The 25,310-nt window shown below is 65.8% G+C and carries 18 protein-coding genes; 9 read left to right on the top strand and 9 right to left on the bottom strand.

What is annotated here, in order from left to right; all coding sequences use genetic code 11:
* Positions 1 to 19: 19 nt before the first annotated feature.
* Positions 20 to 313, top strand: coding sequence for a hypothetical protein (locus ACOGXQ_RS14255; RefSeq protein ID WP_419944289.1), 294 nt, complete (start codon positions 20 to 22; stop codon positions 311 to 313).
* Between the two features lie 502 nt (positions 314 to 815).
* Here the strand turns inward: ACOGXQ_RS14255 and ACOGXQ_RS14250 are convergent.
* The 4 genes from ACOGXQ_RS14250 to ACOGXQ_RS14235 all read right to left on the bottom strand — a co-directional run bounded on the left by ACOGXQ_RS14250 (position 816) and on the right by ACOGXQ_RS14235 (position 11,559).
* Positions 816 to 1,052 carry a hypothetical protein gene (locus tag ACOGXQ_RS14250; RefSeq protein ID WP_419944288.1) on the bottom strand — a complete coding sequence of 79 codons (237 nt, stop codon included), beginning with the start codon at positions 1,050 to 1,052 and terminating at the stop codon, positions 816 to 818.
* A 321-nt stretch (positions 1,053 to 1,373) separates the two neighbouring features.
* Positions 1,374 to 2,093 carry an RDD family protein gene (locus ACOGXQ_RS14245; RefSeq protein ID WP_419944287.1) on the bottom strand — a complete coding sequence of 240 codons (720 nt, stop codon included), beginning with the start codon at positions 2,091 to 2,093 and terminating at the stop codon, positions 1,374 to 1,376.
* Complete coding sequence (locus ACOGXQ_RS14240) at positions 2,090 to 2,809, bottom strand: hypothetical protein (protein WP_419944286.1); 720 nt, start codon at positions 2,807 to 2,809, stop codon at positions 2,090 to 2,092. The genes ACOGXQ_RS14245 and ACOGXQ_RS14240 overlap by 4 nt, the downstream gene beginning before the upstream one ends.
* A 2-nt stretch (positions 2,810 to 2,811) precedes the next feature.
* Entirely contained in the window at positions 2,812 to 11,559 is an 8,748-nt protein-coding gene (locus tag ACOGXQ_RS14235) for an Ig-like domain-containing protein (protein WP_419944285.1), read from the bottom strand.
* Positions 11,560 to 12,166: 607 nt separating this feature from the next.
* Between ACOGXQ_RS14235 and ACOGXQ_RS14230 the strand changes: the two genes are divergently transcribed.
* Positions 12,167 to 13,498 (top strand): IS1380 family transposase, encoded by a 1,332-nt coding sequence (locus tag ACOGXQ_RS14230; protein WP_419944284.1) that lies wholly within the window; start codon positions 12,167 to 12,169, stop codon positions 13,496 to 13,498.
* Positions 13,499 to 13,687: 189 nt separating this feature from the next.
* Here the strand turns inward: ACOGXQ_RS14230 and ACOGXQ_RS14225 are convergent, their stop codons facing one another.
* The 5 genes from ACOGXQ_RS14225 to ACOGXQ_RS14205 all read right to left on the bottom strand — a co-directional run bounded on the left by ACOGXQ_RS14225 (position 13,688) and on the right by ACOGXQ_RS14205 (position 18,077).
* Positions 13,688 to 14,560: an IS5 family transposase gene (locus ACOGXQ_RS14225; protein WP_419947325.1), complete on the bottom strand. Its 873-nt coding sequence runs from the start codon at positions 14,558 to 14,560 to the stop codon at positions 13,688 to 13,690.
* A 919-nt stretch (positions 14,561 to 15,479) separates the two neighbouring features.
* Positions 15,480 to 16,001 (bottom strand): hypothetical protein, encoded by a 522-nt coding sequence (locus tag ACOGXQ_RS14220; RefSeq protein WP_419944283.1) that lies wholly within the window; start codon positions 15,999 to 16,001, stop codon positions 15,480 to 15,482.
* Complete coding sequence (locus tag ACOGXQ_RS14215) at positions 16,002 to 17,432, bottom strand: ThiF family adenylyltransferase (protein ID WP_419944282.1); 1,431 nt, start codon at positions 17,430 to 17,432, stop codon at positions 16,002 to 16,004. It abuts the gene before it with no gap.
* Positions 17,414 to 17,794 (bottom strand): hypothetical protein, encoded by a 381-nt coding sequence (locus ACOGXQ_RS14210; RefSeq protein ID WP_419944281.1) that lies wholly within the window; start codon positions 17,792 to 17,794, stop codon positions 17,414 to 17,416. The genes ACOGXQ_RS14215 and ACOGXQ_RS14210 overlap by 19 nt, the downstream gene beginning before the upstream one ends.
* 10 nt (positions 17,795 to 17,804) lie before the next feature.
* A complete protein-coding gene (locus ACOGXQ_RS14205; protein WP_419944280.1) occupies positions 17,805 to 18,077 on the bottom strand; it encodes a multiubiquitin domain-containing protein in 273 nt (90 codons plus the stop codon).
* A gap of 103 nt (positions 18,078 to 18,180) precedes the next feature.
* Here ACOGXQ_RS14205 and ACOGXQ_RS14200 point away from each other — a divergent pair, with 103 nt between their 5' ends.
* From ACOGXQ_RS14200 to ACOGXQ_RS14170, 7 genes are all read left to right on the top strand, one after another.
* On the top strand, positions 18,181 to 18,540 hold the full coding sequence (locus ACOGXQ_RS14200; RefSeq protein ID WP_419944279.1) for a helix-turn-helix domain-containing protein: 360 nt from the start codon (positions 18,181 to 18,183) through the stop codon (positions 18,538 to 18,540).
* Positions 18,541 to 18,543: 3 nt separating this feature from the next.
* The gene (locus tag ACOGXQ_RS14195; RefSeq protein ID WP_419944278.1) at positions 18,544 to 19,155 is read left to right on the top strand and encodes an ImmA/IrrE family metallo-endopeptidase; all 612 of its coding nucleotides are present in this window, start codon (positions 18,544 to 18,546) and stop codon (positions 19,153 to 19,155) included.
* Entirely contained in the window at positions 19,155 to 20,024 is an 870-nt protein-coding gene (locus tag ACOGXQ_RS14190) for a trypsin-like peptidase domain-containing protein (RefSeq protein ID WP_419944277.1), read from the top strand. The genes ACOGXQ_RS14195 and ACOGXQ_RS14190 overlap by 1 nt, the downstream gene beginning before the upstream one ends.
* Positions 20,025 to 20,190: 166 nt before the next feature.
* The gene (locus ACOGXQ_RS14185; RefSeq protein WP_419944276.1) at positions 20,191 to 21,117 is read left to right on the top strand and encodes a DNA adenine methylase; all 927 of its coding nucleotides are present in this window, start codon (positions 20,191 to 20,193) and stop codon (positions 21,115 to 21,117) included.
* 35 nt (positions 21,118 to 21,152) lie between these two features.
* On the top strand, positions 21,153 to 22,004 hold the full coding sequence (locus tag ACOGXQ_RS14180; RefSeq protein WP_419944275.1) for a DUF7687 domain-containing protein: 852 nt from the start codon (positions 21,153 to 21,155) through the stop codon (positions 22,002 to 22,004).
* Between the two features lie 657 nt (positions 22,005 to 22,661).
* Complete coding sequence (locus ACOGXQ_RS14175) at positions 22,662 to 23,555, top strand: hypothetical protein (RefSeq protein WP_419944274.1); 894 nt, start codon at positions 22,662 to 22,664, stop codon at positions 23,553 to 23,555.
* On the top strand, positions 23,548 to 25,260 hold the full coding sequence (locus tag ACOGXQ_RS14170) for a hypothetical protein (protein WP_419944273.1): 1,713 nt from the start codon (positions 23,548 to 23,550) through the stop codon (positions 25,258 to 25,260). The genes ACOGXQ_RS14175 and ACOGXQ_RS14170 overlap by 8 nt, the downstream gene beginning before the upstream one ends.
* The last annotated feature ends 50 nt before the right edge of the window (positions 25,261 to 25,310 follow it).

The raw sequence follows: 25,310 nt of genomic DNA, 5'->3' as shown, positions 1-25,310 counted from the left end.
CCCCAACTACGACCCGGTGATGCAAGAGGACTACGGCATCCGCGAAGACAGCGAATCAGCAAACAACCGCACAGCCTCAATGCTCCCCGAACGGTGCTCCAATGTGCTCGGACGCAGATCGCTGCTCTTCAAGCTGTATGCCGCGCAGCACAACTACCTCAACACAGCGCTGCTCAACTACGCCAAGCGCACCGGAGCCGACGTGAGCCATTGGTACGGCAACTATCTCGCTCACCTCAGACCAGTCGAAGACCACGGCGACGACAGGGCCGAACCGTCTTCACGTGATGGACCGCTGCCGCTAGCCGCCTAGAAGCTCCGGATCGGACAGACCGGTTCTCCACACGCGCCCCGAACGCGCTGACGACTCGCGGACTCCTGCGGACAAGGCGCTCCTGCACCGATCGAGCCGCGAATCGCCCCAACTAGGCTCCGAAACTCACGGAGCGGCTGAATTCCGCACAGAATTCCGCACACACCCCGCCCTCGGGGACATGTGCGAAATAGCATTTTCGCAGGTCACAGCCTCACGTAACCTCTCCCGCGAACGCGATCGCGCCGACATTGGAACGCGTTTGACTGCTGCGCGGAACGCGATCGCGCTGTGCTCGGGACGCGTTCCGCTGTCAGATTGATGTACGCGCTGGTTGCGCGGCTCGCCGCGTCTGCGCTGGTCAGAGCGTCGCGGCGGCAGTTGCGATTCAGTGTTTCCGTAGGTCACAGCGTTGCGAACTTGGGGGTCTGGGTGCAACCGGGTCAGCGTTGTTGCTGGTCAGAGCGTTGGGACACGAAGGGTGCGTCCGCGTTGGTGCTGGTCAGGGCGTTACGGGACGCGCCGTAGCGAATCTTGCGACTCGGCGGGGCGTGCCGGTGTCGATCGGGTGGTTGTGCTCGCCGTCGAGAGCGCCGGCGTCAGTCGGGGCTTGCTGTGAGAATCGCGGCTGGCACGATGTGTGGATCATCGTCTTGGGGCCGCTGAGGACGTCCATCACATAGTGGCCGATGAACGCTGCTTCGGGGCTGGGCGGTCGCTCGTTGGCGTCGCGTACCAAGTTCGAATGATGTCCGGTCGCGTCAGAGCCGTCCGGTCGCTGCGTTCCCGCCCAGACAACACGGGGCCGCGTCCGACACAGAAGGTCCCAGCGACGGCTGTCTCTGGGTGTTCGGCGAGGGGGCATTGCGCTGGTGCCGGCGGGGTCGGTCTGCGGGCAGTTCGGCTCGCTGGCCGTTCGCAGCCATGGCGGCGGGCTGGTGCGGCGACGGGCGCCGAGGAGGGCCTCGGCAGCTCAACGAAGCGAGTCTGCCGCGTCGCGGCAGGGTCTCCGGGTTGTCTGCGCGGCGATGTCGTCGCGCGGCGGCGCTGCAATTGGCTCTCAGCTGCGCTGGTCGCGTTTGGGGTTCTTGCGGTCAGAGCAGTGGGCGCCGGTTCGATCGGTGGGAGTCGTGTAGTAGTCCGACACAAGTCCCCAGGACTCGGGCTCGGGTTGTGCGGCAGGCTGCGATGCCGGTGCGCTCGGCGGCGGCTTGGGGGGCGGGGGCGGGCCGGCGGGCACCGAGTCCGCTGTCGCCACGACGGTGCCGGCGAGCCTGTCATGCCAGCCCCGGCGTCGGGGGTTCCATGCCGCGGACGCGCCGATGAGCGCCCAGCTGGCGGCGCCTGCGGCGATCGCCGCCCACGCCCGCATGTCGGCGGGCTCGAACATCGACACCGCGACCGCGCACCCCACTGTCGGAGGAACGTGCAGCATCAGGTGCCGTGCCAGGATCTGGCCTGTGCCGGGCTGTGCGCCGCTCTGGTGATTCACGACGGCCATGCCCGCCATCGCTTTGCCGACCGTCGCGCCGTGTCGCACCGTGAGGATCACCTCGTAGGCGGCATGGGCGGCCAGCACCGCTGCGGTCAACACGAACCCCAATAAAGCCGTGTCGACGCTGCTGCCGCTGCCGGGCGAGCCGAACCAAATCAGCACTGCCAGCACGCCCAGGACGATGCTCACAGCGAACATCGCCGCCGCGGCCGCCACCACGTCGATCAGGCGCGCCGCCAAGCGGCGACCCAGCCCCGCCGGCACAAGGCTCTCGCATGCAGTCATCGCAACGTTTCTGTCACCAGAACTGTTGGTGCGTCGGATACGGACGGCCGTGCCCTGCCGGTGAACGCGTGAAAGGTCCCGTCCCCGGACGCCCCTCGCCTGCCCGCGCTGAAGCGCGGCGGGTCGTCAAAGACCGTTCGCAGCGCCCATTCGTGGCCGTCGACGAAACGATGGTTCGACTGGCGGTAGTCGGGCTGGTCCACGCCGACGCTCCAGCACACCACCCGCAGGAAATCGGGCGTGTGCCCGCACGCGAACCCCGGAACGCCCTCGACCTTCTTGGTCCAGCTGTCAACGACTGCCACGAGCCTGAATGTCTCATCGTGGGGGGCTCGAGCCCGACGCGGCACGACGTCGGCGCTCCACTCCCAGCACCACGGTCTCCCCTCGCCGTCCAGCAGGCACAAGAAACCCGCCCCCACACCGATCGCCGCGGAAGGGCGCCCGAACGTACTGGTGACATGCACGTCGCCGCTGTCCCAGTGCAGGCCCCCGATCGACACCAGATCGCAGAACACCGTGCCGCCGCGCTCGCGGTCCTCAGGCCAGCAGCCGTCGCCCTCAGGGCCGATCCGCTGCCCGAACCTGACCACCGCCGGCAGCTCATCAGTGCCCCTGAGGCTGTCGTCGTAGTAATCGAACGACGGACCCCCAAAACATCCCGCCGAGAGCACGGCCACAACCGCCACCAATACCCACAAACGCCCCGCGGTCACCGCTAGGAACCGCCGCCCGGCCCGCACCCAACCACCGTCGATGCACGTCGACAAGCATCGACGCCGCCGCCGCCGTCGAGATGGTCGATCCCGTCGCCGCCGTCGAGGCTGTCGGCGTCGATGCCGCCCCACAACCGGTCATCACCTGCGCCGCCGCGCAGCGTGTCGCTGCCGGGTCCGCCGTGGAGCTCGTCGTCGTGGCCGCCGCCGTTGAGCGTGTCCGCACCGGGACCGCCCCATAGTGTGTCGTTCTGGGCGTTGCCGTCGAGACGGTCGCCGCCGGCGCCGCCGTGGAGGCTGTCAGCTCCCGCGCCGCCGGTGAGCGTGTCCGCGCCGGCGCCGCCCCAGATTGTGTCGTCGCCGTTGCCGCCGCGCAGCATGTCGTCGCCCGGTCCGCCCCAGACGGTGTCATCGCCGGCGTGGCCGTCGAGGATGTCCGCGCCGGGGCCGCCCCAGATCAGATCGTCTCCGCCGCCGCCAGTGACGGTGTCGTCGCCCGGGCCGCCGTCGAGCCGGTCGCTGCCTGAGCTCGCGACCAGCGCGTCGTCGCCGGCGGCACCCCAGACCGTGTCATCTCCGGGGCCTCCGTCGAGAGTGTCAGCCCCGGGGCCTCCCCACACAAGGTCCGCTCCGTCGCCTGCGTTGATGTCGTCATCGCCGAGGCCGCCGACGATGACGTCAGTGCCGCCGATGCCCCGAATCGTGTCACCGCCGCCCAAGCCGCAGATCACATCGTCGCCGGGCGTGCCACGAATCGTGTCAGCCCCTTGAGTGCCGACGATCGTGCAATCAGCCGTGCCGACCATCACCGTCACCTCTGCTTGCGCGCAGCTGCCAAGCGCGTCGCACACCTCATAGGCGAACGAGTCCGAGCCGCCCCCGTCAGAGGCGGTGTAGCTCACCACGACGCGGCCGTCGGGATCCTCGACAGCCGCGGCAGTTCCGCTCGCGGGCACAGCGACGATCTGCAGTGTCGACGGGTCGAGGTCCTCGTTGGGATCGTGATCATTGGAGAGCACATCGACCAGGACCGTCTGGGACACATCAACCCAAGCCCAGTCGTCGGTGGGCTCGGGACCTGATTGCGCGACGACCCTCGACGGCGACAGCACCATTTCGTAGTCGTCGTCGACGACCGTGTCGGCGGTGTCGATGCTGTAGACGGCATCGATCCCAGCACCGCCGCGCACCGTGTCCGCGCCGGCGCCGGCGATGATCCGGTCGTCACCGCCGTTTGCCCAGATGGTGTCCTCGCCGTCGCCGCCGTAGATCCACTCCACCCCGGCGCCGCCCAGGATCACATCGTCGCCGCCCTTCGCGTCGATCACATGAAACGCCCGCCAGTCATCACGATCCGGGACGCAGATCACATCGTCACCGGAGGTGCCCTCGATCAGCGAAACCCCGGCAATGCCGGTGATCGTGCAGCCCGCATCCACAGTGACCGAGAGGCCCGCTTCGACGCCGATTCCCCAGCCGTCGAACACAACATAGGACGTCTCGACTGTGCCCCAGAACCCAGCATCGGGCGTGAACGTCACAGTACCGGTGCTGGCGTTCACCGCGAACGTGCCGCCCACCGCCGGACGCACCGCCACAGTGGCCGCGTCCAAGACGCCCCCAGTGGGCGCCACGTCATTCGCGAGCACGCTGATCTGCACTGCGACGCCCAGCGTCGTCGACGCCGAGTCATCGACCGCGCACGGTGCGGCGGCGGGGTAGGCGACGATCGGCACGATCATGCGGGCGGTGTGGGTGCCTCCGGCGGTGTTGCCGCCGGAGGCGTCCGCTGCGTAGGCGCGCGGCGCGGGATCCGTCGCCGCGTCGGGCGCGGCCGGGACGGCCCATGACACGTCGATCGCTCCGTCGGCGTCGGCGGTCGCGTCGGCTATCTCCGGCGCGCTCAGCGAGGCGGTTCCGAGCGACGCCGCTCGTGCGGTGAAGCTCACTTCGGCGTCCGCCGCGAACCCGCCGGCGGTGAGCCGCACCTGCTCGCCCGGCGAGGCGAACGGCGCGCCGCAGCCCGACACTGTGCTCGTTCGCTCCTGAGTCAGGTATCCCTCGGTGCCGAGCGTCTCTGCCTCTGTGTCTGCTGTGTCTGCGTTTCGGGGCTGCGCGTCTGACTTGGCGTCGGCAACCTGCTCGCCCGAAACCGCTGAGCGGTTGCGCGGTCCCGAGCCCGGAACGCCGCGCCGGCGGGGATTGGCGGGCAGCCCCGCCTCGCTCAGCGCAGCGCCGGCGGCGGTCCGGTCGCGGATGTACTGCTCCAGGATGCGCGCATAGCCACGATGACCCAGCGCATTGGGATGCAAGCTGCCGTCGGAGACTGGCGGGCTCTTGGCGTCGTCGAACTCCAGGCCGTGCACCCACGGCTCGTCGTCGCATGCCGCGTGATCCCTCGAACTCAGATCGGGCCGCGCGTCGGCGGACTCGTCGAGCACGCTCACGTAATGCACCCCCGCCGACGCCGCGGCCGACCGCAACGCGCCATCCATACCCCTCGCCGCGTCGCGCAGGCGAATCGCCTCGGCGGCATCGATCTCGAGATTCGCGGTCAGCACGAACGCGACCGCGTCCCACCAGAACGCGTCCCATCCCGTCGCTTGATGCAGCACCCGGCCGGCGTCGAGCGCCGGGCACATCGCGACCCGCTCCGCGTAGCCCCGAATCGCCCCGACGCACCCATCCGACAACCCGAAGGACAAGAACGCCGAGCTGAGCCCGGTGCGCTGGAAGGAATCGACCATCTCGGGCGTCGCCGACTCACAGCCCTCGAACGCCGGCGTCAGCGCGGGGTAGCCCAGCAGGAACACCGACGCGTCCGGCGCGGCCTCCTTGACGTGCGACAGCGTCGACGCGACCTTGTCCCGGACCTCGTCGAACACCTCCGAGCGGACCGGCCCGCACCCCACCGTCACACATCTCATGATCACACCGGCGAAACCCGCGTCGTTGCCGCCGATCGTCACCGTCACCAAGTCCACCCCGGACCTCTCGTGCTCACCCGCGAGCGACACCGCCTGCCGCGGCTCCCAACGAGGATCACGCTCATGGACCAGCACCCGTCCACGCGGCGACACCAACCGATACACCGGCTCGTCCAATGCCGCCGACGACGACGGCCGATCCGTCAAATGCTGCTCCCGCACCGTCGAGGAACCATCAAGATCAGCCGGATCGAACACATTCAGCGTGATCGCACCAGTGCACGCAAAGATCTCAAGATCAGCATCGATTCCCAAGTCTTCGCCGAGAAACCCCTCTTCGATCAGCGTCGGGTAGGCGAGATCCCAGCGATGGCACTCGCCGTCAGCAGGATTCTCCCCGCTCACGTACATCCCCGGAGCGGGATTGGGGCCGACCTCGCCTGAGGAGTACGAGTCGCCCAATGCGACGTAGTTGACGGCGGCTTTGGCGATCGGCATCGCGATGGTGTCGGAGGGTTCGCGGGCGGGATGGTTCGGGGCACCGTCATGGGTGCCGTCGCCGTTGCGGTCCCACCAGATCCTGATGTCGTCTTGTTGGGGACCAGTAGCGGTCACCGGAGGCGCCCCCACCCGGTAACGCAGCGTGAGCATCCCCTCAGCGTCAGTCACGCAACGGCTCGAAGAACCCGGCGACACCATCCCCAGCACCGGCGACACCACACACATCACCTCGGCTGTGTCGCTGGGCCCCGCATACACAGACGCTCCCACCACAGCGTTCGCGAGCGGCACCCGCACCGGCACCACCGTGCTCAGCGCCGGGTCGTAGGCGAACTCGCCGGTGGGGACCTCCGCCGCCAAGCGCAGCACCGCCCATTGGCCAGCGCGGCCGACGCGGTCGCTGCCCACATCGAGACGTGTGACCTCGAAGTCCTCAGCCAGAGCGAACCGCCCACCGCTGCTGATGCCCTGAACTCGTGACTCAAAGTCCGCCGCGAAGATGTCCGCTTCCTCGCCTGGGTCGCGCACGCCGTTCTTGTTCAGGTCGATCCACACGCGCAACTGGTGCGGCTCGCCAACCGCGCTGTCGGGAATGCGCAAGATATGTGTCGCCTCGGCCTCGACAGAAAGCAGCCCAGTGCCGGTGACCGCAGCCACACAACCGCGGCCCGGCCCGAGCGAATCGGTGGTCGGCGAGACGCCGCCGCGCACGCACCAGCCACTCGACAGCGGTGCCGCGGGTCCGGTGAGGATCTCGACACCGGTGCGGTACCCGCCGATGCCCGCTGTGCCGCCCTCACACGACAGCCCCACGTCCACGAACACATCAGTCAATCCCGAAGAGCCCGGCTGGGCAATGTCGAACACATCGCCCACCACTGCAGACACTCTTGGCTCGACACATGCGGACGCCGTCATGTTCGTGGCGCGCGACGCTGGGTCGTCGTCGGCGATCGTCGCCGTGGCCGCGGTGTTCGCGAGCGTCGCGCCGGATGCGCCGGTGAGCTGCACGATGAACGACTCGATGGACTCCGCGGCGCTGTCGTCGACGAGCGGCACGGTGATTGTTGCGCGGCGGCCGTCGGCGGGCACCGAGACAACCCCCGACACGTGCGCGTAGTCCGACCCCGGCACTGCGGTCCCCGCCTCGGTTTCCCACCACACCGAGAACGCAGACACCTCCGACAGCGGACCGGGCACCGACGGAACTGCTGCGGACAGCGTCAGCACCACGGTGCCGTCGCTCTCGGAGGCTGTCGCCGCCGAGGCGGTCACGTGCCGCCACAGCGGAGACCGGTCCACCCGCACGGTGTAGGCATGGACGACCTCGGGGGTGGCTGTGGTGGCCTCGATCGTGTAAGTCCCTGCCGGCAGCAGCAGTGTGTCCAACCGCGCCGGAGCGCTTCCGCGCCAGCTCGAGTTGCCCTGCGCCCGTCCTAGCTCCGTACCCGTGCTGTCGCTGAGAATCAGGAACGATTCCGGCCTGTTGGGGCCGACCTGCACCGACACCGTCGCCGCCGCATCAAGGGTGAACGTGTGACGGCGCGCGTAGTACGTGTCAGCGCTTTGCGCGTCGCGGAACGACGAGATGCACGTGTTGTCCACTGCGATGATTCCCGACCCCGACGCCGACGGGTTCGCGCCGTCCAGCGTGCCCAGGTCCCGCTCGCATGCATCCGCTGCGGCCCACGACACGCTGGCCGTGTAGCCGCCTGTCGCCCCAGCATCGCTCGTGGTCGCCTCGATCGTGTAGGTGCCCGCCTGCAGCAGCAGATAGCTCAGCCACGAACTGCCGGATCGGAGGTGTCCCGCATGGCGGCCCATCTCGGCCCCCGAACCGTCGGTGAGCACCAGGTACGTTCTCACCGAACCCGGCAATGTGCGGCTCAGACCGACCGACACCGTCGCAGCCGCATCCAGCGTGAACGTGTGACGCCGCGCATAGAACACCTCAGTGCTGTGGGGGTCGCGCAGCGCAGAAGTGCAATCGGAGTCGACAGCGACGATCCCCGCACCCGACAGCGACGGCGTTGCCGCATCGACGGTCCCCAGGTGCTCGACGCACGAGTCCGCGGGCCACCACGACACACCTATCAAGTAGCCGCCCGTGTCGCCCGCGGCGACGGTTGTCGCCTCGATCGTGTACGTCCCCGCATCGAGAAGCAGGCGTTCAAGCCCGGCGCCTCCGCCGATGTAGTGCCCGGCAGTACGGCCCACCTCGGCCCCGGAGCCGTCGGTGAGCACCAGGTACGTTCTCACCGAACCCGGCGATGTGCGGCTCAGATGCACCGACACGGTCGCCGCGGTGTCGAGCGTGAACGTGTGACGACGCGCGTAGAACACATCGGTGCTGTGCAGGTCGCGCAGCGACGACTCACAGCCGGAGTCCTGGGCGATCACGCCCGTCGCAGATGCGCTCGGCGCCGATGCGTCCAAGGTGCCCAAGCCGCGCACGCACGGGTCTGCTGCGAACCACTCCACCGAGGCAGTGTAGGGGCCGACGCTTCCGGCGTCGGTCTTGGTGGCCTCAACGGTGTATGTGCCAGCGGGCAGCCGGAATGCCCGCTGTGCCGGCTGGGGTCGAACGTTCCGGCCGCCTGATGTGCCTTTGGCGCGTCCGATCTCGGTCCCGGAGCTGTCGCTCAGGATCAGAGACGAGGCTGGCCCCGCGGGCCCGACCTGCACCGACACCGTCGCAGCCGCGTCCAGCCTGAACGAATGGCGACGCGCGTAGAAGGTCGCTTCGCTGTCGGGCTCGCGCAGCGACGACTTGCAGCTGCCGTCCACCGCGATGATGCCCAAACCCGACAACGACGGCATCGCAGCGCCGAGTGACCCCAGGTCACGCCGACAGTCGTCTGCCGGCGCCCACGAAACTTCCACCGTGTAGGGGCCGACAGCACCGGGATCAAACTTGGTGGCCTCGACGGTGTATGTGCCGGCCGGCAGCAGATAATGCTCCAGCCGAGCCGGCTGTCGATAGCTGCGCGACGACGAACCCCTGTCGCGTCCGATCTCGCTGCCAGCGCTGTCGGCGAGCACCAAGAACGACTCCGCCCCGGTCGGGCCGACCTGCACCGACACCGTCGCCGCCGCATCCAAAGTGAATGTGTGGCGACGCGCGTAGTGCGTGTCGGTGCTCTGGGGGTCGCGCAGCGACGACGTGCAGCTGCCGTCCACCGCGATCGTCCCGGAATCCGACGGCGACGGGTTCGCGCCGTCCAGCGTGCCCAGGTCCTGCTCGCACGCATCCGCCGCGGCCCACGACACGCCGAACGAGTAGCCACCGGTTTCGCCCGCGGTGACCGTTGTCGCCTCGATCGTGTAGGTCCCCGCCTGAAGCAGCAGATAACTCAGCCCCGAGCCGCCATAGCGATGGTGACCTGCGGCGCGGCCCACCTCTGTTCCGGCGCCGTCAGTGAGCACCAGATACGTCACCACCTGCCCCGGCAAAGAGCGGCTCAGACTGACCGATACCGTCGCCGCCGCATCCAGCGTGAACGTATGGCGCCGCGCATAGAACACCTCGGTGGCCTGGGGGTCGCGCAGCGACGACGTGCAGCTGCCGTCGACCGCGATGATCCCCGAACCCGACACCGACGGCGTCGCAGCGTCGAGTGTCCCCAAGTCCTCTGCGCATGTGTCCGCGGGCCACCATCGCGCCTGCAGCGAGAACTCGCCGGTGTCGTCGGCCCTCTCGGTTGTGGCCTCCACGGTGTAGGTGCCGGCGTCGAGCAGCAATTGCGGACCGCTGCTGCGGCTGATCACCATCCCCGAGCTGTCAGAGAGCACAAGATGAGTCCGAAGCGGCGTCGCCCCGCCCAGCTGCACCGACACGGTCGCCGCGGCGTCGAGCATGAACGTGTAACGCCGCGCGTAGAACACATCGGTGCTCTGGGGGTCGCGCAGCGCCGACACGCATCCCGCGTCCTGAGCGATCACCCCCGAGACGGACACAGTCGAGTTCGAACTGCCGAGCGTGCCGAGGTCGCGCACGCACGAATCCGCCGCGAACCATTCCACCGAAGCGGTGTAGTGGCCGACGCTTCCAGCGTCGGATTTGGTGGCCTCAACGGTGTAGGTGCCGACGGGCAGCCGGAACGCCCGACGCGCCGGCTGGGATCGCGCATTGTGGCTGCCCGATGTGCCTTGGGCGCGACCGATTTCAGCCCCGGTGCCGTCGCTCAACACCAGAAACGAACTCGGCCCCGCGGGGTCGACCTGCACCGACACCGTGGCAGCCGCGTCCAGCGTGAACGTATGACGTCGGGCGTAGTAGGTGTCGGTGCTCTGGGGGTCGCGCAGCGAAGACACACAACTGTTGTCCACCGCGACGATCCCCGACCCCGACAAACTCGAATCGGCGCTGCCCAATGCGCCGAGATCCTCGACGCACGCATCCGCCGGCTCCCAATACACCCCCAGCGTGTAGCGTCGGACAACCTCGGGGTTCGCAGTCGTCGCTTCAAGGGTGTAGGTGCCCGCTTGAAGCAGATACAGACCTAACCGCGCCGGGCGGCTCCCGCGTCTGCCCGAGTGGCCTTGATCGCGGCCGACCTCGACGCCGCCGCTGTCGATGAGTATCAGGAACGACTCCGACCCGGCCGGCCCCAGCTCCGCCGACACCGTCGCCGCCGCATCGAGTGTGAACGTGTGCCGCCGCGCGTAGTGCGTGCTGGTGCTCTGGGGGTCGCGCAGCGACGACGTGCAGCTGCCGTCCACTGCGATGATCCCCGACCCCGACACCGACGGATTCGCGCCGTCGAGTGTTCCGAGGTCGCGCACGCACGGATCCGCTGCAGCCCACGACACTGCCACCGAGTAGCCGCCTATAGCACCCGCGGCGACCGTGGTGGCCTCGATCGTGTAGGTGCCTGCCTTCAGAAGCAGATAACTCAGCCCCGAGCCGCCGTGACGGTGATGCCCCGCATTGCGGCCCAACACGGTCCCCGAGTCGTCTGTGAGCACCAGGTACGTCACCACCTGCCCCGGCGAAGAGCGGCTCAGACCGACCGATACCGTCGCCGCGGCGTCCAGCGTGAACGTATGGCGCCGTGCATAGAAGACCTCAGTGCTCTGGGGGTCGCGCTGCGACGACGTGCAATCAGGATCCGCGTCAATCGACCCTGACGCCGACAACGAGACAGATGTCGCGGACAGCGTCCCCATATCGCTCCCGCATGTGTCCATACCACTCGACTGCGCCCCGGACAGCGCCGACGGCACCAACGCCAACACGAAGAACGCCACAGCAGCGGCGGTCCACAACGACCTACGCGCCGTGACACCGCGCAGCCGGCCCGTCGCCCGAGACAGATCCACGCAAGCGAACAATTGGGGACTACAACTTTCGCTTGACAGCGGTTGCTACCGGTCTCGGTAGCGGGGGTGCTTGCACCTGGCGCAGTGCGCTTACTTCGCTGACAAGAGCGCTAACACGCCGACAGCGATCTTCGGGTCCTTGTCGCGCTTGAATCGGATGTAGGCCGATCCGCACCGCGGGCACGGCGTCAGCGCTTCCATGTCGTGCACAGGGAAATTGCCGGGTTCGATTTCCGCAGCACGCCAGCACAGCCGAGTCGCGACCAGATCGGCCTCCATCTGCTCGTGTTCCTCGCCAGTCGCTGCCTTCCACAGACGAAAGTGCTCCTTCGCAGCAGGCTGCGCACATTCCTGCCCAGTACAGGCCGTCAGCACGAGCGACGGCCATCATGTGCGCGGGCGACACGACAGTGCTCATGGGAGGCCCCTCTGGTCAGCGTGCGCCGCGACGGGTCGCATCTCGGTTGTGGTCGCGGCCGTCACACTTAGCCCAGATCCATCGGTTTGGTTGGGCTGGTGGGGTTTGCGTCCACCAGAAAGGCCTCCTGAGGTGGCATTTTGCCGGTTGTGAGATCGCGGCGTGATGCCATGACGGGAGGCGCTTTCTGTGAGCGATGATACGCGGTTGTTGGACCGGGTCGTGGCAGTGTTCGACGAGGGCTCGTTGGTGGGGGACGCTGGTCTGCTGGCGGTGGGCACGCTGGCGGGCCGGCTGGGCTTGGAGGGCTTGATCGACGAGACGGTGCGCCCGCCGGCGGCGGGCCGCGGGTCGGGAGCGAAGGTGCTCACGGCGGTGTGCTCGATGCTGGTGGGCGGGTCGTTCTTTTCTGACGCGGACAGGCTGCGGGCCGGCTCGGCGGGGTCGGTGGTTGGGTTCGCGCCGGTGGCGCCGTCCACGTTGGGGACGTTCTTGCGGTCCTTCACGTGGGGTCATGTGCGTCAGCTGGACCGCGTCCAGGAGCTGGCTTTGGGCCGCGCGTGGGACGCAGGCGCCGCCCCGGCGGCGGAACGGGTCACGGTCGATGTCGATTCCACGGTCGCGGTGGTGCACAGCGACGCGAAGGGCGGCGCTGCATACGGGCACGGTGGGCGGCTGGGATATCACCCGCTGGTGGCTTCACGCGACGACACCGGCGAGATCGTGCACAGCCGGATGCGCAAGGGCTCCTCCCAGCGGGGCCATGTCCGCTTCTTCGCCGAGACCGTCAACCGGGTGCGCCGTCTCGCCCCGGACGCGGAGCTGACGGTTCGCGCGGACGCGGGGTTCTTGTCGTGGGGCCTGGTCGACAAGCTCGACGCGCTCGACGCCAGGTTCGTGATCGCTGTCGCCTCCAACCCCGCCGTCGGCAGGGCCGTCGCGGCCGTCGACGATGCGGACTGGACCCCGATCGGCTACACCGACGACGGCGAGGCCCAAGTCGCCGAAACGACGCTCACCAGCGCACGGCGGCCCAACCGCAAGCCCGAGCGCACGGTGCGGCTGGTGGTGCGCCGCACCCGCCTGGTCGGCGACCAGGCCGACCTGTTCCCCAACTGGCGCCACCACACATTCGTCACCGACATCAGCGAAGCCGAACTCGACACCAAAGCAGCCGACGCCGCCTGCCGATCCCACGCACGCGTCGAGCTCGCCACCGCCGACCTCAAAGCCGGCGGCCTCGCCCACAGCCCCTCAGCCAGCTTCACCGCCAACGCCGCCTGGCTCGCCTGCGCCGCCTTGGCCCACAACATCGCACGCTGGACAGCACGCATCGGCCAAGTCCACGACCCCCGAAAGCTCACCGTTGGGGCCACCATCGCACGCCGCCTGCTCACCATGCCCGGCCGGCTCGTCAACCGCAGCGGCCGACCCACCCTGCGGCTCCCGGCCCGACGGCCCTGGGCCGACACGTTCACCACAGCACTGCGACACATCCGCAACCTGCCCCAGCGCTGCTGAACAAACCCCAGCGCCACGCCACGCCGCGCAGCACACCCCCCGGGCGCAGCACACAAACCACCCCCCAAGCCGCCGCCGACCACCCACGCGTCCGCCCAGCCCTCACCCCGCCCCGACCCCAAACCGCACCACCGACATCCCACCCGACCCCACACCGCACACCCCACCGGTGGATCTGGGCTAAGAGCGTCAGCGGATAGGTGGTTCGGTGGGCTGCCAGCGGTTGCGGTGGTCGATGAGTTTGATGACGATGATGAGCGTTATGGCGAGGGCGAGTTGGGCGAGGCGGTGCTGGGGTTTGCGGTCGGTGTTGCGTCGTAGCTGCCCGTAGTTGGACAGCCAGGAGTTGGTGCGCTCCACTGTCCAGCGCAGCCCCATGGGGGCGGCGGCCGGTTTGGGGTCTGTGGTTGTGGGGGGCCGCTTGGCGGGCCGCTCGATGTCGGCGATGCCTGCTTTGTGGACGGCCCGGTCGACGCGGGCGCCGATGTAGCCGCGGTCGAGATGGACGGTTTCGATGTCGTGGTGCAGGCCTCGGCGTTCGATCTCGGCGAGGGTGGGCTCGAACAGCATGATGTCGTTGCGGTTCGCGCCGTCGGCGGCCCACGCGACCGGGGTGCCCGCCGCGTCGGTCGCCAGCGACCACTTCCAGCCCAGTTTCCGCCTGTCAACAGGGCTTTTGCCAGTCCCCGCCCCGCCGCAAGGGGCCTTGTGGACCGAGCCGTCGACGCACAGATCGGCGAGCCGCAGGCCCATGATGCGGTCCCACGCGGCGATCGCCTCGGCCGCGATGTGATCGAACACCCCGGCGGCGACCCATTCGTCGCGGCGCGACCGCAGCGTCGTGTCAGACACCTCGCCGTCCAACAGGTGCTCAACGGACTCCCACGAGCAGCCCGTCACCAGCCTGATGATGATCCCCCGCAGGCACAGCCGATCCGATATCCGAGGCCGGTGACAGCCCAGCGGATGCGACCGGGGACGAGCCAACCGCGGCTCGACCGCAGCCCAGATGACATCCACCACCACCTTGCTCAAAGCGCGCATGATGAAACCGGCCTCCACGGTCGTCAAGTTCAGGACAACCCGACCAATACACCGGCGAACCAGACGACCCGTGGACGGCCGCCTATCCGCGCGGCCTCTAACAAGACGCTCTAACAAAACGCTCACATTTCGGACACACGCGGGCACACAGACGCATAGGATCGGGTGGCTCCCTCCGAGCCGGGGGCGTCCGTGTGCGACCACAACCGCGCTGGCCGGCCCGGAGGGAACCATGTCTGCCCCGTCCGGTCAACGCCGGACAATTCAGCGCGCCCCGCGGATGCACGGAGCTTCGTCGTGGCCGCAGCGGACACGCTGGGCCGCGCATCGAATGCATGCAGGGGCTCGCTGGATGCCTCTGCGGACGTCTGCACGCAGATGCCATGACGAGCGAACCCGCCCGAAACCGGCGTCCGAGCGGGTCACGGTAGGGCGCCTTGCTCCGAGGCAGAGCAGCCGGTTCAGGACCGACGCGGCACGGGCTCAAGCCCCGCACCGTCCACCTCACGCCTATTGATACAGCCCAGCGGATACAGCCCAGTGCAGGCTTGCAGGCACGGTGCTTGACTGCGCAGCACGCCACAAGATCGCACGAGTGTTCGCAGTATGACGGCCCGCTGAGACCCAGTTCGTCAAGTCAAACTTGCAATCCCCCAGGCTGAGCAAAGCCAAGGGATTCGCCGAGCGGACCGAGTTCTGTCTTTGGTTCGTTGTGCCTGGGTGTCGCGGTGTCGATCGCCTCAGTTCGGAGTCGGTCGGCTTGACGTGTGCCGGCCTGGCCCGGTAGTTGACGATGTCGTCGTGGACGCTGGCGCAGCCGGCTTCGGAGGGACCCGGGCGGTTCGCCTGGGTCCCTCTCGGCGGTGTCGCGCGATGCCGACGCGAGCTGCGCAGTTCCTCAGTGTTGGTGTGTGTGCGTCTGCGCCGAACATGCGGTTCATCGTCGCCGCGTTCGGCGTGTTCGACTTCGGCGACCGCGGCTACGGCTGCGATGGCGAGTTCGTTGTCCTGATCGGCGTCTGCGGCGGCGACGGGGTGGACGGCCTCGGAAGCGGCTGTCGTTGTCGTCGTCGGAGCTGCCCAGCAGATAGACGACGAGCATCACGATGGCGATTGCGGCGCTGACGATGAATGCCAGGAACAGCACAGCGGACACGGTGAACACGGAGGCGTGCAGGACTCTTTGCCCGCCGGTGGACCACTTGAATTCGCGCCATGCGAGCCATGCAGAGAGAAAGGTCGCTGCGGTGGCTGCGAGGTTGAGGATGGTGAAGGCGGGCCATGTGAGCCATGCTTTGGCGGCCCCGAGCCATCCGTCGCTGATTGTCAGGTAAGCCACATATGCGAGCGACAGTCCGGTGAGCGTCGTTGCTATGAGCGCGAGCGGATGGTCGAGCAGCCGTGCGGCTGCCGATCGTTCGTCTACGGCGGTCGGGGTTTGATGGGTTGTGTGAGTCATCTATTGGCTCCGTTCTCGTACTGGCAGGGGCTCGAGCGGTCCTGCTGCGAGGTGCCCTCCGCACTGCGGGCAGCCGGGCTCGCTGGCTGTTTTGAGCTGCGCGAAGTACTCGCTGAGGGGGTGGTGCCTGATCCACTCGGCTCGCGCGCTCGGGCTGGTGAGTCCGACGGTGGTGAACAGGTAGTCGTCGACGGCGTGAGCTGCCGCGACGGCGTTGAGCGTGATGACGCTGGGGTTGGGGATTTCGTCGATGTAGGTCTGCGCGGCGCGTTGTTGGGGCGAGGCGGCTTCCTCGGCGAGCCGGGTGCGGTCGATCAGTCCGCTGCACCACAGGCAGGACTCGCCGGGCACGAGTCGGCGGACAACAGAGAACACGTCTGCGATGTCGCCTGTGGAGTCGTTCAGGTGGACTTTGGTGCCTGCCTGCCAGACCGGGATCAGGTAGCGGTGGCAGATCGAGTTGACGACGTGGCGGGCGCGCATGGTGTCGGCTGCGAGGAAGATCGCGTCGCAGTCCACGAGCCGGTCCGCGGCGTGGGGGTCCACGATGTCTGCTTCGATCGCGTCGAACCTGATGTCGGGGTTGGCCTCTTTGGCGACTCGTTCGGCGATCCGGACTTTGGGGGTCGGCTTCCATCCGAGCAGGCGGGCGATCTTGGCCGGCAGCCATGTGGGTTTGCAGTCCGAGGCTCTGGCGCCGACGACTCGTGAGATATTGGTTGCCTCGATCGGGTCGTGGTCGATGACGACGAGATGGCCGATGCCGAGCCTGGACAGGTATTCGTTGACGAGCGAGCCGATGCCTCCGGCTCCGACGATGCCGATCTTCTGTGCCCCGAGGGCTTGCTGGCCGCGGTCGCCGAACAGTCTCGCTTGGCGGTCATAGCGCGCGTCGGCCGCGCGAGGCTTTCGCGGCGCCGGGTGGAGCACGTGCGGTGTGCGGCCGGTGACGACGGCGTGGTCGAGCTCGATCTGGTGCTGTGGGGACAGCCAGATGTCGCCGGCCGCTGCGTTGCGGGCGAACACCAGCGCCCCAGCCGGCGAGCCGTCGAGTATGTCCAGCAGCGCCGGGTAGCCGCGTCGGTGCGATGCCATATCGTCGCCTGAGAACGCGACCCGGTCGCTGCCGGGGTGGTTGTGCACTGCGAGGTACGCGAGTCCTTGCTGTGCGCAGGCGCGCACACAGCGCAGCACGAAACAAGGGGTGAGCATCCGGTGGCCGCGTTCTCCCGGCACGTAGTCGATGCCGTCTTCTGCCAGGAACAGGCGACGCGCGAGCAGCCGAATCCCTCGCCCGGTCTCGATGACCGATGCACCGATGACTGCCCCGTGCTCGTCGCCGTCTGGGCGGAACAGGTGCTCCCGCAGGTCGCCCATCAGCGCGGCGGGCAGTCGGAGGCACGCTGTGCTGTTCATTGTGCGTGCAGCCATTCGATGACTTTGAGGACTTTGCGGGCTGCGGTGTCGAACTCGGCGGTCCGATGGTTGCTGCGGCGTGAGAGCTGCAGCGCTGATTCGTCCCGGTACGACCCCGTGGCGAAGCCTTTTCCGTGCCTGCGGCCGTCGACTCGACGAAGGTCGGGGCGCACGAACAGCGGATAGACGTCGGCGTCGGGATACATGTGGTTGATGTGGAACTTCAGCCGCGTCCTGCTCTGGCGGTACGCGGGACCCGGGTCGATCGGGTCGATGGTGACGAACGCTCCCCCGCTGCCGTCGTCGTCGGCTGTGACGACGGCGGCGGGGAAGCACGCTCGCAGCTCCGCGACGGCTTCTTGGACTTTGGGCTTCATCAGCCGGTTCCTAGGAGTTGTCGTCCCCGGCGACAGCGAAGAACTCCGAGCCGTGATGCAGTCGGACAGGCTGGTCGTCGCGGACGGGTATCTCCTTGCCGTCTTCGCCGATGACTGACAATTTGAAGTCGAGCTGGATCGACACCCCTTGGTCGATCGCGGCCTGCTTGATCTGCAGGCCGGTCGCGGTCGGCCCGTCGACCTTGACGGGTTTCTTGTTCACCTTGATCGGCACGGGCCGTTCGCGGCCCGGCTCGCCTGGTGTTTCTGCCTTGTCATTCATCAGCTACCCTCCCGAGTATCAGTTGCGTTTCTGATGGCGGATTGCCATCGTGCATTTGCACTATAGAGGTGTAATTGCGAAACTGCAACTGACGGAGGGGCGCATGGATGGCAAGAGCGGCTGGTTCGACAGTGACGCGTTCTACGAGGCTCTCGACGCCGAGCGCCAAGCACGCCGGCTCACCTGGAAGCAGGTCGCCGGCGAGTCTGGCGTGAGCGCCTCGACGCTGACGCGCATGGCCCAGGGCCGGCGGCCCGACGTCGACGGGCTCGCTGCGCTCGCGGCCTGGTCGGGACTGTCAGCCGACGACTTCGTGCGGTCCGAATCCGACCGCCCACAAGCCGAGCCGCTCGCCCAGATCGCCACTCACCTGCGAAGCGACAAGAACCTCACACCCGAAGCCGCCACAGCGCTCAACGAAGTCATCAAGGCCACCTACGCAAGGCTCAGAGCACAGGACTAGGCCATGGCACTGCGACGCGGGTTCAAGACCGAAGCGACCGCTCTCGCGTCCGAGCTGAGAAGCGAACTCGGACTCAGGCCGTTCGACCGGCTCGACCCGTTCGCACTCGCGCACCATCTCGATGTGCCCGTGCTGCCGCTCACCGAACTCAGGGCCATATGCACCGCAGCTGAGCACTTCATCACCGAGGAACCCGAAGCCTTCTCCGCGCTCATAGTGTTCGAAGGCCGCCGGCGCATCATCGTCTACAACGACACGCACTCAACAGCGCGTCAGCACAGCAGCATCGCCCACGAACTCGGCCACTGCATCCTCCAACACACTCCCGCACCCGCACTCGATCCGCTGACCGGGTGCAGAGACTGGAGAGCCGACCACGAACAAGAGGCCGACTGGATCGCCGGCGCACTCCTCGTCACCAGACAGATGGCACTCGCCACCGCCCGCGGCCGGTTCGCCTTCGCCGGCGCCCTCCGACGTCTCGCCGTCAGCCCTGAGATGCTGAACTGGCGCATGAACGTCACAGGCGCACGCTCGCAAGCCCAGCGCGAGCGCGGCAACGGCAGCCGTACATCCACAGCCGGCGTGGCGTCGCGAACAGGAGGCCGCGCATAGTGAGCATCGACGACGCTCTACATGCCGTGTCAACGATCATCGAGGCAGAGTTCCCGGTCGGCAGCTCACAGGCCACAGCCTTCTTCTACAACCAACTCGAGTCCAAGAACGGGAACGGCCCCCAGTGGAGGACGGTGATCGAAACTTGGCTGGTCACCAACCGGCACGCCCTCCTGCACCCATCCGCGCAGAACGAGACGCCAGCAAGTCTCATCACTTTCAACTTGCGCGAGTACACAGACGCTGGAACACTGAAGTGGGTGCCCATCGAGCTGGGTTCAGACGAATGGATCGACCGCGCACTCTTCCATCCGGACCCTTTTGTCGACATCGCAGCGATCCGAATGTCGGACTTGATTGCCGAAGGCGTAGAGGCTGGTGCCAACTACATGTCCACTTGGATGCTCAGCGCGGAGAATTTCGCGGGTCAGAACAACATCGACGTCAATACAGCGAGTGATGTGCTAGTCGTCGGCTATCCAGAAGGATTCTACGACAAGACCAACGTGTTTCCGATTATCAAATCAGGCGTAGTCGCATCCCGTTGGGGCATGCACTTCGGAGGCAATCCTTACTTCCTGATCGACGCAAAACTCTTCCCGGGATCATCGGGCAGCTTGGTCATCTCAAAGCCCACCGACACCGTTATGAAGAACGGACGCATGCTCTACTCGCAGGAGAAGCAATTCGCATTGCTCGGTGTTTTCTCCGGCACATACCAATATGCTGAACCGCCAGTTCAGGTGGGCAACCTGTCGATATCCGTAACGGCTGGCTACGATCTCGGCATAGTGTGGTACGCGGAACACATCGAAACGACAGTGCAAAAAGGCGTGCCGCTTGATCAGGCGGTTACTAATCACGCCTAACGTTGTTCTGCCGTTCGGCCGAAGCAGTACGTGCCCTGAACGCCGCCCTCCCTCTTGCCCAGGCTTGGAACTTAGTCACGCAGAGTCAGTCAGGCATCTATGAAGTGGAACCAGCCAGAAAGAAAAATAGCTTGACGCCAACTCTTCTGGCGACTAGTACGTGTCTATGGAAATCCATTCAGCGATTGTGCAACGCGGCTATGCTGATGAAGTGCTTCAGCTGACATTGCCTAGCCTTGATGAAGAACCGAGATCGGTTGCCCCTTTCAAGACGCAACTGCTCAAGTGGATCGGCAATAAACAGCGATTCGCCCATGAGATCATTGAATGCTTCCCGCATAATTTCGGCACGTATTTTGAGCCGTTTCTCGGCAGCGGCGCCGTCTTGGCGACACTAGCGCCCGAAAGGGCTGTGGCAGCTGATGCTTTCTGGCCATTGATCGACATCTTTGTGGCACTTCATGAGCGGCCAAACGAGTTGCGTCAATGGTATCGGTCTCGCTGGGAACTCATGAATGCAGTTGGCAAGAAGGATGCCTACGAGCGGGTACGAGCTTCATACAACGCGCGACCGAATGCAGCTGATCTGCTCTACCTGAGCCGTGCCTGCTACGGAGGTGTGATCCGGTTCCGCAAGGATGGTCACATGTCGACGCCATGCGGCGCGCATTCGCCCATAGCTCCCGAATCGTTCTCGCGGCGCGTCTCGATCTGGTCCCAGAGAACCGCGGGTGCCCGATTCTTGCACCAGGACTTCAGAGACACCATGGCACAGGCGACGGCGGGTGATCTGATCTACTGCGATCCTCCGTACTCTGATACGCAGAGCATCATCTACGGGGCGCAGGCGTTCGATCTTGCCGATCTCGTCGAGTCGATCGCTGACTGCAAGCGCCGAGGGGTCCTTGTCGCCTTGAGCATCGACGGCAGCAAGGCATCGGGCCGCACCGTCGTCGAATTCGATTTCCCGCGTGGACTCTTCGAACGCGAAGTCGCCGTGAACTGTGGACGATCAATGCTGAAGCGCTTTCAGATGGCGGGAAACTCCCTAGAGCACGAAGTCGTCACCGACAGGCTCCTGCTGACATACTGACACCCGTTTGTGGGTGCCCACGTCGGGAGTCGAGAATGCAACCTGATCCACGCTTTCTGAACCAATCTGATTTCTTCTGGGCGTACGTCCGAGCCGTCGGCGAACAGCACGGGTATTCGATACACGGGAAATCCGAAGTCAAGGCTCCCAACGAGCGGGCTCTGGACCAGACGGCCCAGAAGCTCGGCATCCCCAACACGCGAATTCGTACCACCGATGGGCTGACACCACTCGGCGAACACCTACTCGACTATTTCCAGTATCGCGCCGAGGCACTCAATTCCCATGTCCAGCACCACCTAATGGACGTAGAGGAAGTCAGCACGCTCTACATGAGCAAGTTGGCAGAACTCGATCCGTCCAGTCCTCAGCCCATGAACAAGCAAAGAGGCGAAAAGAAGGTGCCGGCGTACTTCACGGGTCTCATCAACATGCTCATCGAAGCAGCAATCGGCGATACTGAATGTGATTACGATCCCAAGCAGCTTACAAAGGTAACAGATGATGCCGGCCTTGTTGGAACTCTCGCCCGCCGTGTAGACGGCGCATATCGCTCAGTCATCGACCCGATAGCGATATGGGAGATCAAAGAGTATTACTACACCACCACCTTTGGGAGCCGGGTCGCCGGGGGAATCTATGAAACGCTGCTTGACGGCATGGAACTCAAGAAACTTGCTACAGTGTCAGAAAAGAGTGTCGCACACTATTTCTTCCTCGACTCTCACAGAACCTGGTGGGGCATGGGCAGGTCGTATCTGTGTCGGCTAGTCGATGCCATGCACATGGGTTATGTCGATGAGGTGATCTTCGGCCGCGAGATTGTCGATCGCATCCCGGCTCTCGTAAGGGATTGGACCGAAGCGACCCGAGATCGACAGGTGTAAGCTACTGTCGGAACCCTTAGACGCCTCTATAGCGATCGTGTGATCAAGCGAGCTTATTCTGAGCTAGGTCTCCGGTCTCCGTGCCCCTGCTGGTCTTAGGGGCAGCGGTAGAGCGGCGATGGCCCTTTGATTTTCCTAACGTACATAGCTCGCTAAACAATTAGACTCAACTGCAGTCTCAACATTCAACACAAGTTCTCGGTGTTGGATCACTCGCCGAACGCAATTCGAGTGCAGATTTCGGGGCCGAACTCGGATCGCTAACACGTCCGCTAAAGCCTTGACATAAGCGACATTGGCGCCTTACGGTTTTCTCGCCCACTGGTCGCGCCGTTGCCGCGATTCACGATGTTCGGACTGTCAGATGGCCGCATTTTCATTCAATGGCGTGAACGGCTCAAATTTAATTCGTGACCGATTCCGGCAAAACTCACTAAACTATGCGCACCACACATATTTGAAGCAACCGGCCACAGCGCCCAAATTGCACCTGGAACGCTGCAGCCGGTCACCAGTGCCATGGAACATAACGTCAATTTCTCGCCGACTCTGTTTCCGCTCGCCGGGAACACCTGGGGCACAGACGCGCGAGAAATCATCGACTCCGAGACATCCCACTATATCCGTGCGGCTGTATTCGCTTTGGAGCTTCAGTCGATGAATGAGCCTCGGATCGAGTGCTGGATACCGGCAATCATCGAAGCGGTCCGTGCGCGCTATATCGCAAACGCCGCGACCGCGAAGAAAGCCACCGAGGAAGCGACCCGTCTTCTGAGATATCTGAACAGCGTCGCGCGCACGTGGGATCGGGTCGTCATGGAGATGGTGTCGAACTGGTGCTGCACAGCACGGCCGAACGCGATGGGTGAGTACCGGCAGGTGGCGCCGAACACCGCGTCGAACAGGGCGTGGGCCGCGAGGTCGGTGCTGGAGGCGGCGCAGGCATTGGGCGCGAATGTCGAGGCTGCGTCGCTGCTCTGCGAGATGCCCAGGCGCCAGACGAGCGAGTCCGCTATGCGTCCTCTGACGGCGGACGAGACGCGGCTGGTGCGAGCCAGCGCCAAGGGCGGGATGATCACAACTGATCTGCCTCTGCTGGTCGCGCTCAGCGGTGCCGGCGCCACCGCGTCGGAGATCGCCACGATCACTGCGGGCCACATCGACCCGGTGCGCGGGTTCGTGCGCCTGCCCGGCGCCAAGGGAATCGCCGAGCGCGTCAACCCCTTCGACGACTGGGGACAGATAGAAGTCAGGTTCCAGCTGCGCAACCGCAGCGGTCTGTGCGCCTCGGCACCCTTGTGCGTGACGGCGGGACTTTCGCTGGACCGAGCGAAGCACTCGGTCACGGTGAGACTGCGAAGAGTGCTCGAAGACGCCGGCATCGCACACCGCCCGGGGGTCGTGGCGCGCTCGATCCGCTACACCACGGCGCACCGCATCGCCCACGCTCACGGGATCATCGCCGCCGCCAATTTCCTGGGTGTGGACTCCGTGGACGATGTCATCAAGGTGTTCCGACGCGCCCTGCCCGAAGGCGGCAGCGATGGCTGAGAACACGACCGTCGACCGAACATGCGAGACCCGTTATCGGGCGCTGTTCGCGGACGGCGAGCCGATCCGTGTCAAAGACCTCGCCACCGCCACCGCCGCTAGCAGACCCGACCACGACGACAAGCACAACAATGAAGACGACAAGGAGCGCAAGTTCAAAGGCTTCGGGGTGCGCGCCACCCGGGTGCAGCTGATCTGCGCGGTCGCCGCGATGGAGGCGACCTGGCAGATCGCTCAGGACTTCCAAGAAGAGATCGACGCCATTCGCCAGGGCACCAGAGGGCGCCGTCCCGGGTACACAGCGTTCGACGCGGTGGTGTTCTTGTGCGGCACCTACATCTTCGGCGGAGCCACCGCGATGCACTTCGAGATCAACCCCGATCTTGCTGCGGGACCTGCCGAGAGCCTGTGGCAAACGATCAACAGAAGACTGGACGCGGCCCGTCCCGACAGGCCCGAACAGCGGCTGTCTGCGAGCTTCAGCCGGTTCTGTCACGACCGGGTCCGCAAGGAGTACCTCGACGGCACAGTGCTCAACAAGCTCGAACGAGCCGCGATGGGACACTGCGTCGACGCGCTGCTCTCGATGGGACAGTTCAACCCGTCATCAGGCACCTACACCCTTCCCGACTCCACCCAGCTGATCGTCGCTGACGGCTGCAAGGTCGACGGGCTGTACAACAACACCGACCCGACCAAGCTCACCAAACGAGGCAACCCCCGAAACTGCGACCGCGAGGCGTTCACACCCGAAGCAGAACCCGGCAAGACCGCGCCCGGGCCGAACTTCGAGTACTGCATGCTGTTCTCGCGCACCCCCTACCCCCAAGAGCGCATGCTGCTCGGCTGCTACATCAAAGGCGAAGCGCAGCGCTCGTTCTCCGATGCCACGCTGTGCGTGCAAGTGCTCGCACAGCTGCTCGAAGAACGCACCGAAGTCATCGAAGGGCTCTACGGATTCGGGTACGACATGGCGCTGCCCGCAGCGGACCGCGACTGGCTGCTCAAGACAGGCATCCAGCCGATCGCCAAGCTGCGGCGCGTCACCAAGGAAAAGCCGGTCATGCGCAACTACGGCGAACAGGTCTTCACTCACAAGACCCTCGACGAGACCACCGGCGTAACCACCGAGACCATCGCGCTCGCCACCGAGGTCATCGCCATAGACGGCACCAAGACCGTCATCATGCCCAACGGCGACGGAGACGACTGCTATGTGCCGCTGAGCTGCATCCGCCGATACAGAGTCACACAGAGAACAAGCGGCTACGCCGTCTACAACGACCTCGCGCTCCCCGACCACCCCATCGTCCCCAAACACCAGCAAGGCGCGACGATCAGCATGCGCATGGACACACCACTCGAAGAACTCAAACTCGACAAGAACACAAGGCGCCCCGGCACCATCTCATCGATCCCCGAATCCGACCCCCACTTCGAAGACGTCTTCGGATGCCGAGAAGACGCCGAGTCCAGCAACCGAGACCTCAAAGCAATGCTCCGAGACAAGCGATGCATCACCAAATCCCGCGACAACAACCGCTACCAGGCACTCGGCTTCCAGCTTCTCCAGCTCGCCCGAGCCATGCTCGCCCACGCCAAACGCACCAACGATCACCACACCGAAATCTTCGGACAGCTCCTCGTCCCCGACGAACAGCAACAGCAGCAGCCACCGCCCCCGAAACTGACGATCGCGGCCTGAAACACCCCAAAATCAGCCCCGAAACCCAGCACAGCCGCCCCCACAGGCCA

Source organism: Candidatus Poriferisodalis sp. (assembly GCF_965208485.1).
Lineage (GTDB): Bacteria > Actinomycetota > Acidimicrobiia > Acidimicrobiales > Poriferisodalaceae > Poriferisodalis.
Note: the sequence above shows the minus strand (reverse complement) of the source record. Positions and strands in the feature narration are given on the sequence as shown.

Excerpts from the sequence above, each read along its gene's own strand:
- ACOGXQ_RS14245 (WP_419944287.1), bottom strand. The coding sequence starts at position 2,093 with ATGACTGCATGCGAGAGCCTTGTGCCGGCGGGGCTGGGTCGCCGCTTG.
- ACOGXQ_RS14220 (WP_419944283.1), bottom strand. The coding sequence starts at position 16,001 with ATGACTCACACAACCCATCAAACCCCGACCGCCGTAGACGAACGATCG.
- ACOGXQ_RS14170 (WP_419944273.1), top strand. The coding sequence starts at position 23,548 with ATGGCTGAGAACACGACCGTCGACCGAACATGCGAGACCCGTTATCGG.
- ACOGXQ_RS14195 (WP_419944278.1), top strand. The coding sequence starts at position 18,544 with ATGGCACTGCGACGCGGGTTCAAGACCGAAGCGACCGCTCTCGCGTCC.
- ACOGXQ_RS14185 (WP_419944276.1), top strand. The coding sequence starts at position 20,191 with ATGGAAATCCATTCAGCGATTGTGCAACGCGGCTATGCTGATGAAGTG.
- ACOGXQ_RS14205 (WP_419944280.1), bottom strand. The coding sequence starts at position 18,077 with ATGAATGACAAGGCAGAAACACCAGGCGAGCCGGGCCGCGAACGGCCC.
- ACOGXQ_RS14215 (WP_419944282.1), bottom strand. The coding sequence starts at position 17,432 with ATGGCTGCACGCACAATGAACAGCACAGCGTGCCTCCGACTGCCCGCC.
- ACOGXQ_RS14175 (WP_419944274.1), top strand. The coding sequence starts at position 22,662 with ATGAATGAGCCTCGGATCGAGTGCTGGATACCGGCAATCATCGAAGCG.
- ACOGXQ_RS14210 (WP_419944281.1), bottom strand. The coding sequence starts at position 17,794 with ATGAAGCCCAAAGTCCAAGAAGCCGTCGCGGAGCTGCGAGCGTGCTTC.
- ACOGXQ_RS14255 (WP_419944289.1), top strand. The coding sequence starts at position 20 with ATGCAAGAGGACTACGGCATCCGCGAAGACAGCGAATCAGCAAACAAC.
- ACOGXQ_RS14180 (WP_419944275.1), top strand. The coding sequence starts at position 21,153 with ATGCAACCTGATCCACGCTTTCTGAACCAATCTGATTTCTTCTGGGCG.
- ACOGXQ_RS14200 (WP_419944279.1), top strand. The coding sequence starts at position 18,181 with ATGGATGGCAAGAGCGGCTGGTTCGACAGTGACGCGTTCTACGAGGCT.